Below are 18,041 nucleotides of genomic sequence, written 5' to 3' on the forward strand. Positions count from 1 at the left end.
ACGAGGAGATGTTCGAACTCCTCGGCAAGAAGTTCGGCATCGCCTGACCCGCACGCTCACAAGGGGAGACCTACCGATGGCCAACGAAGAGCGGTTGCGCTACTTCCTCAAGCGGGTCACCGCCGACCTGGAAACCGCCCAGGAGCGTATCCGGCACCTGGAGGTACGCGCCGACGAACCGATCGCGATCATCGGTGTGGGCTGCCGTTTCCCCGGTGGCGTGGACTCCCCGGAGTCGCTGTGGAACCTGGTCGCGGCGGACGGGGACGGCATCACGCCGTTCCCGGCCGACCGGGGCTGGGACACCGAGGCGCTGTTCGACCCCGACCCGGACAACCCCGGAACGTCGTACGCCGCCGAGGGCGGGTTCCTCAGCGGTGCGGGTGACTTCGACGCCGGCTTCTTCGGCATCAGCCCCCGCGAGGCTCTGGCGATGGACCCGGCGCAACGGCTCCTGCTGGAGGTGTCGTGGGAGGCCATCGAGCGGGCCGGCATCGACCCGGCGTCGCTGTCCGGGTCGCCGACCGGCGTGTTCGCGGGCACCAACGGCTCGGACTACGCGGCCATGCTGATGGGCGCGTCCGAGGGGCTGGAGGGCTACCTGGCCACCGGCAACGCGGGTGCGGTGATCTCCGGCCGGGTGTCGTACTCGCTGGGCCTGGAGGGGCCGGCGGTCACCGTCGACACGGCCTGCTCGTCGTCGTTGGTCGCGCTGCACCTGGCGGCGCAGGCGCTGCGGGCCGGTGAGTGCTCGCTCGCGCTGGCCGGCGGCGTGACCGTGATGGCCACCCCGTCGCTGTTCGTCGGTTTCTCCCGTCAACGTGGCCTGGCCGCCGACGGCCGTTGCAAGGCCTTCGCCGGTGCCGCCGACGGCACCGGCTTCGCCGAGGGTGCCGGTGTGCTGCTGTTGGAGCGGCTGTCCGAGGCCCAGCGCAACGGGCATCAGGTTCTCGCCGTGGTACGCGGCAGCGCGGTCAACCAGGACGGCGCGTCGAACGGGCTGACCGCCCCGAACGGGCCGTCGCAGCAGCGGGTGATCCAGGCGGCGCTGGTCGACGCCCGGCTCTCGGCGGCGGACGTCGACGTGGTGGAGGCGCACGGCACCGGCACCCGGCTGGGCGACCCGATCGAGGCGCAGGCGCTGCTGGCCACCTACGGCCGGGAGCGCCCGGCGGACCAGCCGTTGTGGTTGGGGTCGGTGAAGTCGAACATCGGGCACACGCAGGCCGCGGCGGGGGTCGCCGGGATCATCAAGATGGTCGAGGCGTTGCGTCACGAGACGTTGCCGCGGACCCTGCACGTGGACGAGCCGACGCCACAGGTGGACTGGTCCGACGGTGCGGTGGAGCTGCTGACGTCGCCGCGTCCGTGGGCGGCGGGGGAGCGTCCCCGCCGGGCCGGGGTGTCGTCGTTCGGGGTGTCCGGCACGAACGCCCACGTGATCATCGAGGAGGCGCCGGCCGCGCCGGTGGACGAGCCGGTCGTGACGGCGCCGGATGTGCCGTGGCTGTTGTCGGCGGCCGCGCCGGAGGCGCTGCGTGGGCAGGCGGAGCGGTTGTCGCGGGTGACGGCGGATCCGGGCTCGGTGGCGTACTCGCTGCTGTCCACCCGGTCGGTGCTGGGCCACCGGGCGGTCGTGCTCGGCCCGGACCACTCCGTGGGTCTGTCCGCCCTGCGGGACGGTCTGCCGTCGGCTTCGGTCGTCACCGGTGCGGCCCACCCGGACTCGGGTGTGGTGTTCGTGTTCCCGGGTCAGGGTTCGCAGTGGGTTGGTATGGCCGTGAGTCTGCTGGATGCCGAGCCGGTGTTCGCTGCCCGGATCGCGGAGTGTGCGGCGGCCCTGGACCCGTTCGTGGACTGGAACCTGCTGGAGGTGTTGCGCTCGGACGATCCGTTGGAGCGCGTCGACGTGGTGCAGCCGGTGTTGTGGGCGGTGCACGTCTCCCTGGCGGAGGTGTGGCGGTCCAGGGGTGTGGTGCCGGATGCGGTGATCGGTCACTCGCAGGGTGAGATCGCGGCGGCCTGTGTGGCGGGTGTGCTGTCACTGAGCGATGCGGCGAAGGTGGTCGCGTTGCGCAGTCAGGCTCTGCTGTCGATCGCGGGCAGTGGTGGGATGGTGTCGGTCAATGCCGGCCTGGACGTGGTCACCCCCCTGCTGACCGAGGGCGTCAGCGTCGCGGTGGTCAACGGCCCGACCAGCGTTGCCGTCGCGGGCGCTGACCTGGACCCGTTCCTGGCGGCTGCGGAGGCGGCCGGAGTGCGAGCGAAGCGCGTCAAGGTCGACTACGCCTCGCACTGCGCTCTGGTCGAGCCCGTGGAGGCGGAGCTGGCCCGTCTGCTCGACGGGGTGCGTCCGCAAACCGGTGCGGTGCCGGTGTTCTCCACGGTGGAGGACGGCGGCGTCATGGACGCCGGCTACTGGTACCGCAACCTGCGTCAACCGGTCCGGCTGGACCTGGCCGTCGAGGCGGCGCAGGCGGCCGGACACCGGATCTTCATTGAGGTCAGCGCGCACCCGGTGCTCGCCGGCGCGATCGAGGCCACCACCGTCGGCACGCTGCGCCGTGACGCGGGCGGCCCCGAGCAGGTCGTACGGTCGTTGGCGGAGGCATGGGTACGGGGCGCGCCGGTCGACTGGACCACGGTCATCCCGGCCACCCGGGTCGTGGACCTGCCGACGTACCCCTTCCAGCACCAGCGTTACTGGCCCACCCACGGCGGCGCGATCAGCGCGGCCGACCCGGTGGACAGCGAGTTCTGGCAGGCCGTCGAGAACGGCGACCTCACCCCGTTGGGCATCACCGGCGACGGTGGCGAGCTGCTGCCCGCCCTCACCGCCTGGCGCCGCCGCAAGCGCGAGCACCACACCCTCGACGACTGGCGGTACCGGGTCACCTGGCAGAGCAGGACCACCCTGGCCGAGAGCACCCTCACCGGCACCTGGCTACTCCTGCGCCCCGCCGGCGAAACCTGGTCGGACGCCGCCGAGGACGCCCTTCGGCAGGCCGGCGCCCACGTCGCACCGGTGGCCGTCGCCTCCGGCCCGATCGACCGGGCCGCCCTCACCGACGCGATCACCACCGCCATCGACGCGACACCGGTCGACGGGGTGCTGTCCCTGCTCTCCCTGCCCGCAGCCGAGGCCGCCGACGCGGTGCACGACGCGTCCACAGTGCTGCACGCGCTCGCCGACGCCGACGTCACCGCCCCGCTCTGGCTCGCCACCCGCTCCGCCGTCCGGGTCGGGCGGTCCGACTCCGCTCCGACGCCCACGCAGGCCGCGCTCTGGGGCTTCGGCCGGGTCGTCGCACTGGAAGAGCCGCACCGCTGGGGTGGCCTGATCGACCTGCCGGCGCAGCCCGACCCCCGGTCGGCCACCCGGCTCGTCGCTGCGCTCACCACGGGCGACGACGAGGACCAGTTCGCCGTCCGCCCCTCGGGCCTCTACACCCGCCGGCTGACCCGCGCCCCGCAGGGCGCCACCCCCGGGTGGACGCCGTCGGGCACCGCACTGGTCACCGGCGGCACCGGCGCGATCGGCGCGCACACGGCCCGCTGGCTGGCCCGCAACGGCGTCGAGCACCTCGTGCTCACCAGCCGTCGCGGCCCGGACGCCCCCGGCGCCGACAACCTGCGCGCCGAGCTGGAGCAGGCCGGCGCCCGGGTCACCATCACCGCCTGCGACATCGCCGACTCCGACGCCCTGCGCGCCCTGATCGACGGCCTGCCGGACCTGACCTCCGTCTTCCACACCGCCGCCGTCCTGGACGACGGCACGCTCGGCAGCCTCGACCGGGACCGGATCGAGCGGGTGCTCGCCCCGAAGGCCGCCGCCGCCCAACACCTGCACGACCTCACCCGGGACCGGGACCTGACCGCGTTCGTGCTCTTCTCGTCGCTGGCCGGCACCCTCGGCAACGCCGGGCAGGGCGCGTACGCCGCCGCGAACGCGTACCTCGACGCCCTGGCCGAGCAGCGGGCCGCCGCCGGCCTGCCGGCCACCTCGATCGCCTGGGGCCGCTGGGGCGACGGTGGCCTCGCCGAGGAGGCCGTACGCCGGGAGCGGCTCAGCCGGGGTGGTCTGGGCGCGATGGACCCGGCGCTGGCCCTCACCGGTCTCGCCGCCGCGATCGGTGCCGGTGAGCCGGCCCTGGCCCTGACCGACGTGGACTGGGAGCGGTTCGCACCCACCTTCACCGCGGTACGCCCCAACCCCACCCTCGCCGCCCTCTGGGAGGCCACCGGCAGCACCGGCGGCGACCCGTCCGGCGACCTGACCCGGCGGCTGCGGTCGATGACCGCCCGGGACCGCGCCAACGCCCTGGTCGAGCTGGTCCGCGGGCACGCCGCGGCGGTCCTCGGTCACTCCGGTGCCGACGGCGTGGAGCCGGAGCGCGCCTTCCGCGACCTCGGCTTCGACTCGCTCACCGCCGTCGAACTGCGAAACGCGCTCGGCGCCGCCGTCGGTCTGCGGCTGCCCGCCACCCTGATCTTCGACCATCCGACCGCCCTCGCCCTCGGCGCCCACCTCGGCGGCCTGCTCGCCGACGGCGTCGCCGAGCCCGATACCGGCCCGGACGTATTCACCGCCGCCGACCGGGACGACCCGATCGTCGTGGTGGGCATGTCGTGCCGCTTCCCCGGCGGTGCGGACAACCCCGACCAGCTGTGGCAGCTCGTGCACGGCGAGGTGGACGCGATCTCGACGTTCCCCGCCGACCGTGGCTGGGACGTCGACAGCGTCTACGACGCCGACCCGGACAGCGCCGGCACCAGCTACGTGCGCGAGGGCGGCTTCCTCTACGGCGCCGCCGCGTTCGACAGTGAGTTCTTCGGCATCTCCCCGCGTGAGGCCTTGGCCATGGACCCGCAGCAGCGGCTCCTGCTGGAGACCGCGTGGGAGGCCTTCGAGCACGCCGGCATCGACCCGTCGACCGCCCGCGGCCGGCAGGTCGGCGTCTTCGTCGGCTCCAACGGCCAGGACTACGGCGCGCTGCTCTACGGCTCCACCGAGGGCGTCGAGGGGCACACCATGACCGGCAACGCCGGCAGTGTCGCGTCCGGCCGGATCTCCTACGCGCTCGGCCTGGAGGGACCGGCCGTCACCATCGACACCGCCTGCTCGTCGTCGCTGGTCGCGCTGCACCTCGCCGCCCAGTCACTGCGCCAGGGCGAGTGCCGCCAGGCGTTGGCCGGTGGCGTCACGGTGATGGCCACCCCGGGCCGGTTCGTCGAGTTCAGCCGCCAGCGCGGGCTGGCCGCCGACGGGCGCTGCAAGGCGTTCGCCGACGGCGCCGACGGCACCGGCTGGGGCGAGGGCGCGGGGATGCTGCTGCTGGAGCGCCGATCCGCGGCGCTGGCCGCGGGCCACCAGATCCTCGCCACGGTACGCGGCAGCGCGATCAACCAGGACGGCGCGTCGAACGGGCTGACCGCCCCCAACGGGCCCGCCCAGCAGCGGGTGATCCGGGCCGCTCTCGCCGACGCGGGGCTGCGACCCTCCGAGGTGGACCTGGTGGAGGCGCACGGCACCGGCACCCGGCTCGGCGACCCGATCGAGGCCCAGGCGCTGCTTGCCACGTACGGGCAGCACCGACCGGCGGACCGCCCGCTGCGGCTCGGCTCGATCAAGTCGAACATCGGCCACACCCAGGCCGCCGCCGGCGTCGCCGGAGTGATCAAGGTGATCCAGGCGATGCGGTACGGGGTGCTGCCCCGCACGCTGCACGTGGACCAGCCGAGCGCCGAGGTGGACTGGGAGTCGGGTGCGGTCGCGTTGCTCGACCGTTCCCTGCCGTGGGAGGGTGCCGGGCCGCGCCGGGCCGCCGTGTCGTCGTTCGGCATCAGCGGCACCAACGCCCACGTCGTGCTGGAGGGCGACGCGGCCCCGGCGTCCGCCACCCCCGCCACGAACCCGCAGCGCCCTGCGACGTGGTTGCTCAGCTCGCGTACCGAGGAGGGGCTTCGTGACCAGGCCGGGCGGTTGCTTGGCCACCTGGACGAGCACCCGGGGCTGGACCCCTACGACGTCGGCTTCTCCCTAGCCACCACCCGTACCCAGCACCGGCACCGGGCCGCGATGTTCGGTCGTGCCGAGCTGGCGGCGGTGGCCGCCGGATCGCCGGCTCCGGTCACCGGGTCGGTGGTGCGGGGCAGGACGGCGTTCGTGTTCTCCGGGCAGGGGTCGCAGCGCCCGGGTATGGGTCTGGAGCTGGCGGCCGCGTACCCCGTCTTCGCCGAGGCGTTCGACGCCGCCTGCGCCGAGCTGGATCTGTATCTGGACCGTCCGCTGCGGGCGGTGATCGCCGACGGCGGTGAGCTGGACCAGACCGTCTACACACAGGCCGCGTTGTTCGCGGTCGAGGTCGCGCTCTACCGCCTGCTGGGCGTCACCCCGGACTTCCTGGTCGGGCACTCGATCGGTGAGATCGCCGCCGCCCACGTCGCGGGGGTGCTGTCCCTGCCCGACGCGGCGAAGCTGGTGGCGGCCCGGGGCCGCCTGATGCAGGCGCTGCCCACCGGTGGGGTCATGGTGGCGGTGCGGGCCACCGAGGCCGAGGTGCTGCCGCTGCTGGTCGACGGGGTGTCGGTCGCGGCGGTCAACGGTCCGCGCTCGGTGGTGCTGTCCGGTGTGGCGGACGAGGTGGCGGCCGTCGCCGCGCGGTTCGAGAAGTCCAAGCGGCTCACGGTGAGCCACGCGTTCCACTCGGTGCTGATGGAGCCGATGCTGGCGGAGTTCGCGCAGGTCGCGCAGACGTTGACCTACGCGTCGCCGCGGATTCCGGTCGTCTCCAACGTGACCGGACAGATCGCCGAGACGCAGGACGCCGCGTACTGGGTGCGGCACGTCCGGGAGGCGGTGCGGTTCGCCGACGGCATCGCCACCCTGGAGAACGCGGGCGTCACGACGTTCGTGGAGATCGGCCCGGACGGTGTGCTGTCCGCGATGGGCGCGGACTGCGTGACGGACGCGGTGTTCGTGCCGGTGCAACGTTCCGACCGGGACCAGCCCACGGCCCTGCGCACCGCGCTCGCCCAGCTCCACGTCCGGGGCGTCGCGGTGGACTGGGCCGCTCTGCACCCCGGGGCGCGACGGGTCGACCTGCCCACCTACGCCTTCCAACGCCAGCACTACTGGCCCGGCTCGGTCTCCTGGGCACGACCCGCCGCCGACGGACCCACCGCCGCCGACGACGAGCACCTGTGGGACCGCATCGAGCGCGCGGACCTCGACGGCATCGGCGCGGAACTCGCCCTGCCGCCGGACGCCACCCTCCCGGCGGTCGTCCGGGCACTCTCCGACTGGCGGCGGCAGGCCCGGCGCAGCTCGACGATCGACGGGTGGCGTTACGGCGTACGCTGGCGGCCGCTGTCCTCGACCGGGACACCCACCCTGACCGGCACCTGGCTGCTGGTCAGCACCCCGGAGCACCCCACGGCGGACCTCGCCGCCGTGCTGCGCCGGCACGGCGCGGCGACCGGAACCGTCACGCTGACGCCGGCCGACCTGACCCGGGCCGGCACCGCCGCGCGGCTCGGCGCGGCCCTGGACGAACACGGCCCGGTGCACGGCATCCTGTCCCTGCTCGCCCTCGACCAGGACCCGCACCCCACGCACCCGATCCTCACCCGGGGCGTCGCCGGGACGGTGACGCTGGTCCAGGCTCTCGACCAGCTCGGCGCCACCGCCCCGGTGTGGAGCGTGACCCGCGGCGCCGTCGCGATCGGCGGCTCGGAGCGGGTCGCCGCGCCCGCCCAGGCGCAGGTCTGGGGCCTCGGCCGGGTGGCCGCGCTGGAACAGCCGAGGCTGTGGGCCGGTCTGGTCGACCTGCCACCCCTGCTGGACGACCGCGCCGGCTCGCGGCTCTGCGCCGTGCTGGCCGGTGCCGGCGCGGGAGGCGGTGAGGACCAGGTGGCGGTCCGGCCCTCGGCGATCTTCGGTCGTCGCCTGGTCCGCCACCCGCGCAGCACGACACCGGGCCCGCAGTGGCGCCCGCGCGGCACGGTCCTGATCACCGGTGGCACCGGAGCGCTGGGCGGGCGGGTCGCGCGCCTGCTGGCCGAACGAGGAGCCGAGCACCTGCTCCTGCTCAGCCGCCGGGGGGCCGACGCACCCGGGGTGGCCGACCTGACCGGCGAGCTGACCGCTCTGGGCGCTCGGGTCACCGTCGAGGCCTGCGACGTCGCCGACCGGGACGCGCTGGCCGGTGTGCTCGACCGCGTCCCCGCCGACCTGCCGCTGACCGGGGTGGTGCACGCCGCCGGCATCGGCACCCCCGGATCGCTGCGGGACACCGACCTGGACGAGTTCGCCTCCGTGGTCCGGGCCAAGATCGCCGGTGCGGTGCACCTGGACGCGCTGCTCGGTGAGCGGCCGCTCGACGCGTTCGTGCTCTTCTCCTCCATCGCCGGCATCTGGGGCAGCGGCGGCCAGGGCGCGTACGCGGCCGCGAACGCGTACCTCGACGCCCTCGCCGAGGCCCGGCGCGGTCGCGGCCTCGCCGGTACCGCGGTGGCCTGGGGTCCGTGGGGCGACGGTGGCATGGCCGAAGGGCCGGCTCAGGAGCAGTTGCGCCGCCGTGGCCTGCCGGTGATGAACCCGGAGTCGGCGATCGAGGCGCTCGCCGCCGCCGTCGACGACCGTGAGGTGGCGCTCGCCGTCGCCGACGTCGACTGGGCCCGGTTCGCGCTGCCGTTCCAGGCGGTGCGCTCCGGCCGGCTGCTGGACGAGATCGACGAGGCGCGGGTGGCGCTCACCGCCGCCGCGCCGGGCGCCGAGAGCGCGGCCGACGCCGACGCGCTGCGCCGCAGTCTGACCGGCCTGCCGGCAGCCGAGCGGGAACGGGTCGTGCTCGACCTGATCCGCAAGAACGCCGCCACCGTGCTGGGGCACACCGCCCCCGGCGGCGTCGACGTCGACCGCGGGTTCCTGGAACTCGGCTTCGACTCGCTGACCGGGGTGGAGCTGCGCAACGCGCTCTCCGCCGAACTCGGCCTGCCGTTGCCCGCGACCCTGATCTTCGACTACCCGTCACCGCTGGTCCTGGCCGAGCACGTCCTCGACCAGTTGGCCGGCCCGGAGGCGGGCGGGGACCCGGAGGAGCAGCAGGTCCGGCAGGTCCTGTCCCGGATCCCGGTGGAGCGGCTGCGCGCGGCCGGCCTGCTGGACACCCTGCTCGGCCTGGCACAGACCGGGCCGGAGGCGCCGGATGCGCCGACGGCCACCGATGACGACGGTGAGGACCTGGCCGAGCTCGATGTCAGCGAGCTGGTCCGCCTCGCCCTCGACGGCACCGAGAGCTGACGGGGAGTAAACGATGGCCACGAGTTACGACGAGGTGGTGGCGGCGCTGCGTGCGGCGCTCGCCGACAACAAGCGGCTGAAGCAGCGCACCGCCGTCCCGGCGGCCCCGCCCGCGCCCGAGCCGATCGCGATCGTCTCGATGGGCTGCCGGCTGCCCGGCGGGATCCGCGGCCCCGAACAACTCTGGGACCTGGTGACCGACGGCCGGGACGCGATCGGCGAGTTCCCGCCCGACCGGGGCTGGGACCTGGGTGCCCTGTCCGAGCTGAGCACCGCCGGCGCCGGCGCGTTCCTCTACGACGCCGGTGACTTCGATCCCGGCTTCTTCGGTATCTCGCCGCGCGAGGCGATCGCCATGGACCCGCAGCAGCGGCTGCTCCTGGAGACCGCGTGGGAGACCTTCGAACGGGCCGGGATCGACCGGGCCACCGCCCGGGGCAGCCGCACCGGCGTCTTCGCCGGCACCAACAACCAGGACTACACCGGAGTGCTCGTCGCCGCCCTGGCGCAGGGCTTCGACGGGCACCTCGGCACCGGCAACTCGGCGAGCGTGGTCTCCGGGCGGATCTCGTACACGTTCGGCCTGGAGGGGCCGGCGCTCACCGTGGACACCGCCTGCTCGTCGTCGCTGGTCGCGGTGCACCTCGCCGCCCAGTCCCTGCGCGACGGTGAGTGCAGTCTGGCGCTGGCCGGCGGCGTCGCGGTGATGGCCACCCCGTCGGTCTTCGTCGAGTTCTCCCGCCAGGGTGGGCTCGCCACCAACGGTCGCTGCAAGTCGTTCGCCGCCGCCGCCGACGGCACCGGTTGGGGCGAGGGCGCCGCGATGGTGCTGCTGGAACGGCTGTCCGACGCCCGCCGCAACGGCCATCCGGTGCTCGCCGTGCTGCGCGGCAGCGCGGTCAACCAGGACGGCGCGTCCAGCGGCCTGACCGCCCCGAATGGCCCCGCCCAGCAGCGGGTGATCCGGACCGCGCTGGCCAACGCCCGGCTCACCGCGGCCGACGTCGACGTGGTGGAGGCGCACGGCACCGGCACCCGGCTGGGTGACCCGATCGAGGCGCAGGCGCTGCTGGCCACGTACGGCCAGGACCGGCCGGCCGACCAGCCGGTGTGGCTCGGCTCGATCAAGTCCAACATCGGCCACACCCAGGCCGCCGCCGGGGTCACCGGCATCATCAAGATGGTCCAGGCGATGCGGCACGGCGTGCTCCCGGCCACCCTGCACGTCGACCGGCCCACCCCGCAGGTGGACTGGTCCGCCGGAGCCGTCGAACTGCTCACCTCGGCGCGCCCGTGGCCCACCACGGGTCGGCCGCGTCGCGCCGCCGTCTCCTCGTTCGGGGTCAGCGGCACCAACGCCCACGTGATCCTCGAACAGCCCGCCGAGGAGGGCGACCGCCTCGCCACCCCGGGGACCCGTGCGACGCACGACGTCCTGGCCTGGCCGGTGTCGGCCCGCGAACCCGCCGGGCTCCGCGCCCAGGCGGCGCAGCTGCTCGACCACCTGAGGGAGCACCCCGGCCTGGACCCGGCCGACGTGGCCGGTTCGCTCGCGGTCACCCGGTCGCACTTCGAGTACCGGGCGGCGGCGGTCGGCACCGCGACGGAGAGCCTGACCGAGGCGCTGACCCGGATCGCCGACGGGACCGACCCGGGCGACCTCGCGGCGTCCCGTCCGCAGGTGGCCTTCGTCTTCTCCGGCCAGGGCGCGCAGCGCGCCGGTGCGGGCCGGGACCTGTACGCCACCTTCCCGGCGTACGCCGAGGCGTTCGACGCGGTGTGCGCCGAACTCGACGTGCACCTGGACCGGTCGATCCGGGAGGTGATCTTCGACGACGAGGCGGCACTGGAGCGGACCGGGTACGCCCAGGCGGCCCTGTTCGCCGTCGAGGTCGCGCTCTACCGCCTGGTCACGTCGTTCGGAGTGGTCCCGGATCAGCTCATCGGCCACTCCACCGGGGAGATCGCGGCGGCGCACGTGGCCGGGGTGCTGTCGCTGCCCGACGCGGCGGCGCTCGTCGCGGCGCGGGGGCGGCTCATCCAGGCACTCCCGGCCGGTGGCGTGATGGTCGCGGTCCGGGCGACGGAGGCGGAGGTCCGCGAGGCGCTCGCCGGCCACGAGGCGGTGGTGTCCGTCGCCGCGGTGAACGGGCCGAAGTCGGTGGTGGTGGCCGGCGCGGCGGAGGCGGTCGAGCAGGTGGTCGCCCGGTTCGGCAAGACCCGGACGCTGGACGTGGGTCACGCTCTGCACTCGCCGCTGATGGCACCGATGATCGCGGACTTCGCCCGGATCACCGGCGGGCTGACCCATGCTCCCGCTCGCATCCCGGTCATCTCCACAGTCACCGGAGACGTCGCCGAGTTCGGCAGCGACTACTGGGTGGACCAGATCCGCGCCACCGTGCGCTTCGCGGCCGGCATCCGGGCTCTGCACGAGCGCGGCGTCAGCGCCTACCTGGAGATCGGCCCGGACGCGGTGCTCACCCCGTTGGGCGGGGACTGCGTCGAGGGCGCCGACCAGGACAGCGCCCCGCTGTTCGTCGCCGCGCAGCGACGCGCCGGGGACGGCGTCGAGGCCCTGGTCACCGCGCTAGCCCGACTGCACTGCCGGGGCGTACGACTGGACTGGGCGGCGCTGCTGCCCGGCACCGCACGGGTCGACCTGCCCACCTACCCGTTCCAGCGGCAGCACTACTGGCCGGCGCTGGAACCGGTGGCGATGCCGACCGCCGCGGCAGCCGCCGAGCAGCCGCCGGCCGTCTCGTCGGCGCCGGTCCTGTCGCGGGACTCCGCGTTCGAGGAGGTGCGTGACCTCATCCGGCAGGAGACCGCCGAGATGCTCGGCTACTCCGGCATCGAGTCCATCCGGCCCGGCCGAGACTTCCTCGAACTCGGCGTCGACTCGGTGATCGCCCAGGAGATCCGCCACCGTCTCAGCGCCGCCACCGGTCTCACCCTGGCCCCCGGTCTGCTCTTCGCCCACCAGGACCCGGACCGGCTGGCCCGGCACCTGATGGCGGAGATGGCCGGGACGAGCGCGGCCCCGCCGGCCACCACCCTGGACGTGATGTTCCGGCAGGCGCGCCACCGCGACGACCTGCACGAGTACACGACACTGCTGATGCGGCTGGCCGAGTACCGGCCGAGCTTCACGGCAGCCGACGTGGACGAGGGGCGGGTGGCCGTACCCGCTCTGGCGCGCCTGGCCGAGGACGGCGGCGGCCCACGGATCATCGCCTGCTGCACCACCTCGCTGATGGCGGGCCCGCAGGAGTACGCCCGGCTGGCCGGCGCCCTGCGTGACCGGTACCGGATCTCCGCCCTGGTCAACCCCGGTTACCAGGAGGACGAGCCGGCCCCCGCCGACCTGGCCGCCGCGCTGCGACTCCAGGTCCGGGCGATCCGCGCGGACGTCGGCGCCGAGCCGTTCATCCTGCTCGGACACTCGGCCGGCGGCCTGGTCGCCAACGCCCTCGCCGCCGAGCTGGAGGCCGACGGCGTCGGTCCGGCCGCCGTGGTGCTGCTCGACTCCTACCCGCCGGCCGACGCGGTGCTCGGCCGGTGGATACCCGAACTGCTCGACGGCCTGGACCTGGACGCCGCCAGTGTGGCCGACCAGCGGTATCTCGCCTGGGCGTCCTACGTGCGCCACTACGGCGACTTCGAGCCGCTGCCCACCAGCGCACCGACCCTGCTGGTCCGCGCCGGGGAGCCCCTCGGCACGGTGCCGGACGACCGCGACTGGCGGCCGTCCTGGCAGCACCCGCACACCGTGGCCGACGCCACCGGAAACCACTTCACCATGGTCGGCGACCAGGTCGACCGCACCGCGCAGACAGTGCACGACTGGCTGGCCGCGACCCTCTGACCTGACTTTCCCGAAACGGAGAACCGACATGACCATCACGACGACCAGCACTGTCGACACCAGCCTGTGGCTGCGCCGGTTCCACCCGGCGCCGGACGCGCCGGTGCGTCTGGTCTGCCTACCGCACGCCGGTGGCTCGGCCAGTTACTATCACCCGGTCTCCCGCGCCCTGACCGGCGTCGAGGTCTTCGCGGTGCAGTACCCCGGCCGGCAGGACCGCCGCGCCGAGCCGTGCATCGACACCGTCCACGGCCTGGCCGCCAGGGTCGCCGAGCAGGTCGCCACGCTCGCCGACCGCCCGATCGCCCTGTTCGGCCACAGCATGGGCGCCTCGGTCGCCTTCGAGGTGGCCCGGCTCCTCGAGGAGGACGGCATCGTCCTGAAGCACCTGTTCGCGTCCGGGCGGCGCGCACCGTCGCGGCACCGCGACGAGCACATCCATCAGCTGGGCGACAACGGTCTGATCGCGGAGATGCGCCGGCTCAACGGCACCGAGGGCAAACTGCTCGACGACGACGAGCTGATCCGGATGATCATCGGCGCGATCCGCAACGACTACAAGGCCGCGGAGACCTACGTGTACCGGCCCGGCCCGCCGCTGTCCTGCCCGATCACGGTGATGACCGGGGATTCGGACCCGAAGGTCACGGTGGACGAGGCCGACTCCTGGCGGACGCACACCACCGGCCCCTACGCCATGAAAGTTTATAGGGGTGGTCACTTCTACCTGAACAACCACCAGACGGACATACTGGAGACCATTGTGGATCGCCTGACGGCAGGCTGACGGCAACGGCGGCCCGACCAGTCCGAGACTTCCGGAGGTACCAGTGACAACCCCGACACCCACGCCGGCTCTGCGGCTCATCGGGCTGTCCAAGGCATTCGGTGACAAGCGTGCCGTCGATCACGTCGATCTGGAGGTTCCGGGCGGCTCGTTCTTCGGGCTGGTCGGTCCCAACGGGGCCGGCAAGACCACATCGCTGTCCATGGCCGTCGGGCTGCTGCGCCCCGACAGCGGTCGCGCCGAGATCTTCGGCGTCGACGTCTGGGCCGACCCGGTCCGCGCCAAGGAGCTGATCGGCGTCCTGCCCGACGGCCTCGGGATGCCAGAACGGCTCACTGGCCGGGAGGTGCTCAGCTACCTGGGTCTGCTGCGGGGCATGGAGCCCGAGGCGGTCGCCAAGCGCAGCCAGGAGCTGCTGGAGGTCCTCGAACTCGACCGGGCCGACAGCACCCTGGTCCTCGAATACTCGACCGGCATGCGCAAGAAGATCGGTCTGGCCACGGCGTTGCTGCACGCACCGAAGCTGCTGGTGCTCGATGAGCCCCTGGAGGCCGTCGACCCCGTCTCGGCGGCGACGATCAAGGTGATCCTCCAGCGCTTCGTCGCCGCCGGCGGCTCGGTGGTCTTCTCCAGTCACGTCATGCCGGTCGTCGAGCAGCTCTGCGACCACGTCGCGGTCGTCACCGGCGGCCGGGTGGTCGCCTCCGGCCCGCTCGACGAGGTCCGTGGCGGCAGCTCCCTGGAGAACCGGTTCGTCGACCTGGTCGGCGGCCAGCCGGTGAGCGCGGGGGAGCTGTCATGGTTGGCATCCTGATCCGGATGAAGCTGGCCGTCCTGCGGCACTCGATGACCGGGCAGCGCGCCGCCGACATGATCGGTGGCGGCGTGCTGGGCCTGGTCCTCGCCGGCGGCACGATCTGGCTGGCCCTGCACGACTGGCCGGTCGACGGCCTGCCGCTGGACCTGGTCGGCGCGGCGTTCGCCATCTGGACGATCGGCTGGCTGTTCGGCCCGGTGCTGTTCGGGGGCGGCGACGAGACGCTGCGCCCGGAGCACCTGGCCCTGCTGCCGATCCCTCCGCGACGGCTCGCCACCGGTCTGCTCGCCGTCGCGTTCGTCGGCGTCGCCCCGGTGGTCAGCCTGGTGGCCTTCACCGCGCTGATCGTCGTCGCCCTCCCGGTCGGCGGTGCCGCCGCCCTGGTCGCGGTGCCGGTGGTCTTCCTCCAACTGCTGTTCGTGGTGCTCGCCTCCCGGTTCGTCACCGCCGCGCTCAGCACGCTGATGCGCGCCAAGATCGGCGCGATCCTGGCCGCCGTGATCAGCGGCGGCATCCTGGCGCTCACGCACACCGGCTGGGTGCTCAAACCCACCATCCAGTACGCCCTCACCGCCGGCTTCCCGGAGAACCTGGCGGACTGGGTGCGCCGCCTGCCCTCCGGTTGGGGCATCGTCGCCGTGGAGGCCGCCGGGCGAGGTGACTGGCTGCTCGCCCTCGCCGCGCCGGCCGGTCTCGCCGTACTCAGTGTGCTGGCCATGCTCGGTTGGTCCGCGCTGCTGGTCCGCCGGCTCAGCCACCGGGGTGCCAGCGGTCGCCCGGCCCGTGGCCGCACCGCCGCGCAGCAGATCCGCGGTGGCGGCGTGCGAGCCGTCATCGGCCGTGAGCTGCGCACCGCGTCCCGCGACCTGATGCGCTTCCACTACCTGGTCTTCTCCCTGGTCTACGCGTTGGCGTTCTGCCTGCTGCCGCTCCTGGTCGACCTGCCGATCTTCGTGCCGTTCATCGGTGTCGCGTTCGGCATCTGGGCCGCCGCCATCTCCGCCAACCTGTACGGCGAGGACGGCACGGTGATCTGGCAGACCGTGCTCACCCCCGGGGCCGCCCGCAAGGACGTCCGCGGACGTCAGCTCGCCTGGCTGCTGCTGACCGCCCCGGCGGTCGTGGTCCTCAGCGTCGTGCCCACCCTGCTCAGTGGGCAGACGTGGGCCTGGCCGTGGCTGGCCGCCCTGGTGCCGGCCCTGATCGGCGGCGGCGCCGGTGTCATCGTGCTGATCTCGGTGCTGCGACCGGTGCCGATGACCGACCCGCACAAGCGCAGCGGCAACCTCCTGGAGAACGGCACCGACTTCACCCAGGTGCTGCTCATGCTGGTGCTGGTCGCCGCCACCGCGGCCCCCGCCTATCTCACCGTCCGCTACGGCCCGGACTGGGCGGGCGCCGGCGTCGGCCTGGTCACCGGCATCCTGCTGGCCTGGCTGCTCGGCGACCTGGCCGCCAAGCACCTGGAAGCGACCGGTCCCGACCTGCTCGCCACGATGCGGGCCTCGACCTCCCGCAAGAGCAATCTCAGCGGCGACGTCGACTGGGACCAGATCACCGCCTCCCTCGGCGGGGTGGATCTCGGCGAGAGCCGCCTCGGCATCGACCGGGCCTCGCCGGCCCGTCGCGCCGTCATCTACGTGTGCTTCACCGTCTGCTGGGTGCCGCTGGTCGCACAGGGCGTCGTTCCGGCCTTCCTGAAATACGGCGACCCCGACCGCGACTCCTGGTTCGTGGCCCGCCTCGTCCCCGAGGCGCTGCACTGGCCGGTCGTCGGCGTCATGGTCGCGCTCGGCCTGGGTCTCATCGCCGTCGGCTTCTACCAGCTGCGGGTGGCCCGTGCGGAGAGCCGCCAAGCCGCCGTGGACCAGGTCGGCCGCGCGCCGGTGCTGACCCGCCAGCCCGAGAAGGTGGACGAGCTGAACCACTGACCGCACACGAAGAGGCCCGGCCACCGCGGTGGCCGGGCCTCTTCGTGCCCCGGAGCGTCACCAGGTGACGGGCAGCTCGCGGACGCCGTAGATCAGGGACTCGGAGCGCAGCGGAACGTCCTCGGTCGACCCATGCAGGCGCAGGTCGGGGAAGCGGGTGAGCAGGGCCCGCATTGCGATCCTGAGTTCCGCGCGGGCGAGTTGCTGGCCGATGCAGAGGTGCACGCCGTGGCCGAAGGCGAGGTGCTGGTTGCCGGTCCGGGTCACGTCGAGGACCCCGGGATCGGCATAGCGGGACGGGTCGCGGTTGGCGGCGGAGAGCGAGAGGCTCACGCTCTCGCCGGCGCGGATGAGCTGCCCGCCCACCGGCACGTCCTCGGTGGCGAGACGGGTCACGCCGAACTGGAAGGTCGGCAGGTAGCGGAGCAGCTCCTCGACGGCGTCCGGCACCCGGTCCAGGTCGGCGCGCAGGACGGCCAGCTGCTCGGGGTTGCTGAGCAGCGCGAACACGCCGAGGCTGAGCTGGTTGGCGGTGGTCTCGTGGCCGCCGACGAGCAGCAGCATGGCGATGCTGGTCAGCTCCTCGTCGGTGAGCGGGTCGTCGTCCGAGTCGTGGATCAGGCCGGAGATGAGGGCGCCGTCCGGCTCGTCGTGTTTGGTGGCGACCAGGGCGGCCAGATACTGGCGCAGGTTCCAGGCGGACATCCCGATCTCCATCGGGGTGGCGTCGGTGCGCAGCATCGCCGCGGTCAGCGTCTGGAACTGGGCGCGCTCGGCGTACGGGACGCCGAGCAACTCGCAGATGACCAGCGAGGGGATCGGCAGGGCGAAGTCCCGGACCAGGTCGGCGGGCGCGCCGGCGGCCTCGATCGCGTCGAGGCGCTCGGTGACGATCTCGGCGATCCGCGGCTCCAGGGCGCGGACCCGGCGCATGGTGAACTGGCCCATCAGCATCTTGCGGTAGCGGGTGTGGTGCGGCGGGTCGACGTGGATGAAGAACGCCGGATCCGGCGGAAGCAGCTTGGCCTCCTCCGGTATCACCTGGATCGGGTTGGACGCCTTGAGGATGTCCGCGCTGAACCGGTTGTCGGCGAGCACCGCGCGGACGTCCTCGGCCCGGGTGACCAGCCAGCCGACCGACCCGTCGGCCATGATCAGCGGACTGACCGGGTGCTCCTCGGCGCGCTGGAGGAGTTCGTCCGGTGGGGAGAACGGACACTTGCCGCGCTGTCGGGGCAGCGGAGCCGGCTCCCCGGTGCCCGATCCGGCCGGGGCGGGATGTTGCGTCGCACTGGTCATCGTCACCACTCATTTCCGCATGGACATTGTCTCCA

The 18,041-nt window shown here is 73.6% G+C and carries 5 protein-coding genes and 1 pseudogene; 5 read left to right on the forward strand and 1 reads right to left on the reverse strand.

The window, feature by feature from the left end:
• Positions 1 to 43 precede the first annotated feature (43 nt).
• The 5 genes and pseudogenes from LADH09A_RS10000 (at position 44) to LADH09A_RS10020 (ending at position 16,707) form a co-directional block, all read left to right on the forward strand.
• The gene (locus LADH09A_RS10000) at positions 44 to 9,304 is read left to right on the forward strand and encodes a type I polyketide synthase (protein ID WP_443677154.1); all 9,261 of its coding nucleotides are present in this window, start codon (positions 44 to 46) and stop codon (positions 9,302 to 9,304) included.
• 25 nt (positions 9,305 to 9,329) lie between these two features.
• Positions 9,330 to 13,172 (forward strand): annotated as a pseudogene (locus LADH09A_RS10005) (type I polyketide synthase); the annotation flags it as partial.
• Between the two features lie 28 nt (positions 13,173 to 13,200).
• A complete protein-coding gene (locus LADH09A_RS10010) occupies positions 13,201 to 13,959 on the forward strand; it encodes a thioesterase II family protein (protein ID WP_274529313.1) in 759 nt (252 codons plus the stop codon).
• 43 nt (positions 13,960 to 14,002) lie between these two features.
• On the forward strand, positions 14,003 to 14,773 hold the full coding sequence (locus LADH09A_RS10015) for an ABC transporter ATP-binding protein (protein ID WP_238644605.1): 771 nt from the start codon (positions 14,003 to 14,005) through the stop codon (positions 14,771 to 14,773).
• Positions 14,758 to 16,707, forward strand: coding sequence for a hypothetical protein (locus tag LADH09A_RS10020; RefSeq protein ID WP_238644606.1), 1,950 nt, complete (start codon positions 14,758 to 14,760; stop codon positions 16,705 to 16,707). Before LADH09A_RS10015 ends, LADH09A_RS10020 begins: the two co-directional genes overlap by 16 nt.
• Before the next feature lie 57 nt (positions 16,708 to 16,764).
• Here the strand turns inward: LADH09A_RS10020 and LADH09A_RS10025 are convergent, their stop codons facing one another.
• Positions 16,765 to 18,006, reverse strand: a complete 1,242-nt coding sequence (locus LADH09A_RS10025; RefSeq protein ID WP_238644607.1) for a cytochrome P450 — start codon at positions 18,004 to 18,006, stop codon at positions 16,765 to 16,767.
• Positions 18,007 to 18,041: the final 35 nt, after the last annotated feature.

Origin of the sequence: Micromonospora cabrerizensis (assembly GCF_022230955.1) — a bacterium.
Taxonomy (GTDB): Bacteria; Actinomycetota; Actinomycetes; order Mycobacteriales; family Micromonosporaceae; genus Micromonospora; species Micromonospora cabrerizensis.